Annotated in this window: 2 protein-coding genes, 1 tRNA gene and 1 pseudogene; 1 reads left to right on the top strand and 3 read right to left on the bottom strand. The window is 45.6% G+C overall.

From position 1 onward, the window contains the following. The first annotated feature begins 67 nt into the window (after positions 1 to 67). Positions 68 to 1,441: pseudogene (locus B7Y67_RS15890) on the top strand (IS3 family transposase). Positions 1,442 to 1,508: 67 nt separating this feature from the next. Here B7Y67_RS15890 and B7Y67_RS15885 read toward each other — a convergent pair. From B7Y67_RS15885 to acs, 3 genes are all read right to left on the bottom strand, one after another. Next, the gene (locus B7Y67_RS15885; RefSeq protein ID WP_293599467.1) at positions 1,509 to 2,081 is read right to left on the bottom strand and encodes a phasin family protein; all 573 of its coding nucleotides are present in this window, start codon (positions 2,079 to 2,081) and stop codon (positions 1,509 to 1,511) included. Positions 2,082 to 2,339: 258 nt separating this feature from the next. Continuing rightward, a tRNA-Ser gene (locus B7Y67_RS15880) sits at positions 2,340 to 2,430 on the bottom strand. A gap of 60 nt (positions 2,431 to 2,490) precedes the next feature. Next, positions 2,491 to 4,464 (bottom strand): acetate--CoA ligase, encoded by a 1,974-nt coding sequence (gene acs / locus B7Y67_RS15875; protein ID WP_293599466.1) that lies wholly within the window; start codon positions 4,462 to 4,464, stop codon positions 2,491 to 2,493. Positions 4,465 to 4,517 lie beyond the last annotated feature (53 nt).

Below are 4,517 nucleotides of genomic sequence, written 5' to 3'. Positions count from 1 at the left end.
AAAAACCGCCTTCGTGAACTGACCCCCAAAAGTTGGACCTTATGTCCAACCAAGGGGGTTTTGTTTTATGAGCAAATACAGTACGGAGTTCAAACTCCAAGTAGTTAATGAGTATTTAAAATTTGGCGGCCAAAAACGGGTTGCTTATTTGTTTAATATCGGTCACTCGGATGTTCGTAAGTGGTCTCTAGCCTATCAGGCACATGGTCTTTCTGGACTTAATCCTGGCCCCCAAATGCATACTGCGCAGTTCAAGATGCAAGTTCTGCAATATATGGCTAGGCACCACCTATCCGCTAGGTCAGCAGCAGCCCACTTCAATATTGCCTCTCCCAGCACGATTTGGGTATGGCAAAAACTCTACAATAAGGACGGTGTCATAGCTCTAAACCCCAAACCTACTGGACGACCATTGAAGTTCAAACCGAGCAATATCAAGGCGCTTCTCGCTAAGCCACTAACCGAGCTCACCCATGAGGAGTTACTGTGCAGAGCGCAGTATTTAGAGGTGGAGAACGCTTACCTAAAAAAGCTCGAAGCCTTAGCCCAGCAAAAACACTTGGCAAGCAAGAACAAACCCAAGTAATTACTGAGTTAAGGCAGCGGTACCCATTACAAGCCATATTGACTGCAGCTCAGATGCCTAGGAGCGTCTACTACTACCAGGTCAGTGTTGGTAGTAAACCCGATTCTTATCTGGACGCAAAAACCCAAATTAAGACCATCTTCCATACCCACAAGGGTCGCTACGGCTACCGGCGAGTACAGGCAGAGCTGGGGCGTCAGAACCATTACCTTAATCACAAGACAGTCCAAAAACTCATGACTCAGATGGGGATCAAGTCGACCGTTAGGCCCAAGCGTTACCAGTCTTACAAAGGGTCCGTTGGCAAAGTAGCCCCCAATCTACTGAATCGTCACTTTGCATCTAAAAAACCAAATGAAAAGTGGGTAACCGATGTCACGGAGTTCAATATCAAAGGTGAAAAGGTTTACCTCTCGCCTATCTTGGATCTTTATAACCAGGAGATTATCTCGTATGAGATTGCTGACAGGCCACAGATCCATATGGTGATGCAGATGCTCCAAAGCGCCTTTAAAAGACTGCGTAAAAGGATCGCCCAATGCTGCACTCTGATCAGGGCTGGCAATACCAAATGGGGTTTTATCAGGAGGCATTAAAAGAACAAGGTATTACCCAAAGCATGTCCAGGAAAGGCAACTGTCTAGATAACGCTGTCATGGAGAACTGGTTTGGGATTATGAAAACGGAGTTCTTCTACCAACAGAAGTTTGAGACTATCGAATTATTTAAAGCGCAACTAAGGGAATACATCCACTAAGGGAATACATCCATTACTACAACCATGATCGGATCAAACAAAAACTGAAGGGATTGAGCCCGGTGCAATACCGAACTCAATCCCTCGTGCTAACCTAACTAAACTGTCCAACTACTGGGGGTCAGTTCACGAAGGCGGTTTCTCGCGCAAGGCTATTAAAACGAATTAAGCAGCTTTACGGCTTTTTGCAGCTGGCTTAGCTACAGCGTATTGACCTTGAATGTTAGCCAATGCAGCGTCAACACTTTTCTCAAAATTTGCGAAAGCGTCAGTTGCTGAAGCGCGAACTTGATCAAATTGTTGGAGTGAAGTTTCAAATGCAGTTTTGAATGCAGATACAAATGCCTCTGAACCAGCAGGAGCTGTCTTAGTTGCTTCTTTAACAAACTTAACCATGTCAGCACGTGCGTCATCAATAGAAGCGTCAACTACTTGAGCAACTTCTTTGTTACCGTTACGTACAACTTTATTTACTTTAGCTTGGTAAGCAGCAGCATACTTAGCAGCTTCTTGGGCAGTTTCTGGCTGAGCCAATTTTGCCAACTGTTGTGCATCTTTGATTGCCAACAATTGTGCGCTGGTATCTTGAGCAACTACTAGAGCATCTTTAGCGGCAGCTTGGTTGATTTCAGCTAATTCTTTTGCGCTTTCAACAGCTACTTGAGCCAAGTACTTTGCGTTTTCAACTGCTTTAGCTTGAGCTTGTGTGAGTTGGTCGTTTAATTGATTCTGGAACATGATTTTTCCTAACTTTTTAAATTGATGAAATTTGTTGCGATGCACCATTGTAAAAAGTTTTTTGTTGCACTGCAAGATTTATTTGCGGCAACGCAACAAAAAGATCAAAAAGCCCCTTTATTTGATTAAAAACAGGGGGTTGAGGGGCCAACTAATTTGGAGATTAGGGCTCATTTAGAGCAAAAATGAGGCAAAAACAAAGAAAAAACCACCCGAAGGTGGTTTCAAACTACTGGCGGAAGAGGCGGGATTCGAACCTGGCGGAAGAGGCGGGATTCGAACCCGCGGTAGGCTATTAACCTACGCACGCTTTCCAGGCGTGTGACTTAAACCGCTCATCCACCCTTCCGTACAGCTAATGATTATACGTTTGCAGGAAGGGTCTGCCTGTAAAAGCACAATTGACTACTTATACAGACTCTTTAAGCTGGTCCAAGATTGCTGGATTTTCGAGAGTTGAAGTATCTTGAGTCACCTCTTCACCTTTAGCAATCACACGCAGCAAGCGGCGCATGATCTTGCCAGAACGCGTCTTAGGCAAGTTATCGCCAAAACGTACATCCTTAGGTTTAGCGATTGGACCAATCTCTTTACCAACCCAGTTACGCAACTCAGTCGCGATCTTCTTAGCTTCATCGCCCGTTGGACGACCGCCTTTAAGAACCACGAATACGCAAATTGCTTCGCCAGTCATATCGTCAGGACGACCCACCACTGCAGCTTCAGCAACTAATGGATTGGCAACTAAACAAGATTCGATTTCCATCGTGCCCATACGGTGACCAGATACGTTCAACACGTCATCGATACGACCAGTAATGGTGAAGTAGCCAGTCTCTTTGTTACGGATTGCGCCGTCACCTGCTAGATACAAAGTACCGCCCAACTCTTCTGGGAAATACGATTTCACGAAACGATCAGGATCACCCCAGATGGTACGAATCATGGATGGCCATGGGCGCTTCACAACCAAAATACCGCCTTGACCGTTTGGAACGTCTACACCTGCTTCATCCACAATCGCCGCCTGAATGCCTGGTAATGGCAATGTGCATGAGCCTGGAATCATGGGTGTTGCACCTGGCAATGGTGAAATCATGTGACCACCAGTTTCGGTTTGCCAGAACGTATCGGCGATTGGGCAACGTGAGCCGCCCACATTCTCGTAGTACCACATCCAAGCTTCAGGATTGATCGGCTCACCAACTGAACCCAAGAGGCGCAATGAAGATAAGTCATAGCTCTTTGGATGCAATGCTTGATCATTGCTAGATGCCTTGATCAAAGAACGAATCGCTGTTGGAGCTGTATAGAAAATCGTTGCTTTGTGTTTCTGGATCATGTCCCAGAAACGACCAGCATTTGGATAAGTTGGAACGCCTTCAAAGACAATCTCAGTGGCGCCAACTGCGAGTGGGCCATAGGTAATATAGGAATGACCTGTTACCCAGCCAATATCAGCAGTACACCAGAACACGTCATTTGGCTTGATGTCGAAAGTCCACTTCATTGTGAGAATCGCCCACAAGAGGTAACCACCAGTAGAGTGCTGAACACCCTTTGGCTTGCCAGTTGATCCAGATGTGTAAAGAATAAAGAGTGGATGCTCAGCGCTTACCCACTCTGGCTCGCAAGTAGTCGATTCATTTGCTACGATTTCTTGCATCCACACATCACGACCTGCAGTCATTGTGACTTCAGAACCAGTGCGCTTGTTTACGATGACATGCTTTACTTTAGGGCATTCGCCAGTAGATAGCGCTTCATCACAAATTGCTTTCAATGGCAAAGATTTACCACCACGGAATTGGCCATCAGCCGTGATCACGGCAACAGCACCTACGTCAATAATTCTGTCACGCAAAGCTTGAGCAGAAAAGCCGCCAAACACGACAGAGTGGATTGCGCCGATACGGGCGCAGGCTTGCATCGCAACCACGCCTTCGATCGTCATTGCCATATAAATGATAACGCTATCACCAGACTTGATGCCCATTTTGCGCAGCGCATTTGCCATCTTGCAAACGCGCTCAAGCATTTCTTGGTAAGTTACATTCGTAACGGAGCCATCATCGGCCTCAAAAATAATGGCAGTTTTATTACCAAGACCATTTTCAACTTGGCGGTCTAAGCAGTTATAAGAAGCATTAGTTGTGCCATCTTCAAACCACTTATAGAAGGGTGCCTTAGACTCGTCCAAGACTTTAGTGAAAGGTTTTTTCCAGAAGATGTTTTCTTTAGCAAGACGACCCCAGAAACCGTCATAATCTTTATTGGCTTCAGCACAAAGCTTGTTGTAAGCTTCCATTCCAGGAATGGCAGCAGATTTAACGAAGTCTGCAGGTGGGTTAAATACGCGGTTTTCTTGCATCAATGGTTCCATGCTTCACAGCCCTTCTATTTAATAATCAGTCGTTTTTTTCTGCAAAAATAGCG

Source organism: Polynucleobacter sp. 35-46-11 (assembly GCF_002281105.1).
The sequence above is the reverse complement of the archived record's forward strand: the minus strand, read 5'-3'. Positions and strand labels throughout refer to the sequence as shown.

Excerpts from the sequence above, each read along its gene's own strand:
- B7Y67_RS15885 (WP_293599467.1), bottom strand. The coding sequence starts at position 2,081 with ATGTTCCAGAATCAATTAAACGACCAACTCACACAAGCTCAAGCTAAA.
- acs (WP_293599466.1), bottom strand. The coding sequence starts at position 4,464 with ATGGAACCATTGATGCAAGAAAACCGCGTATTTAACCCACCTGCAGAC.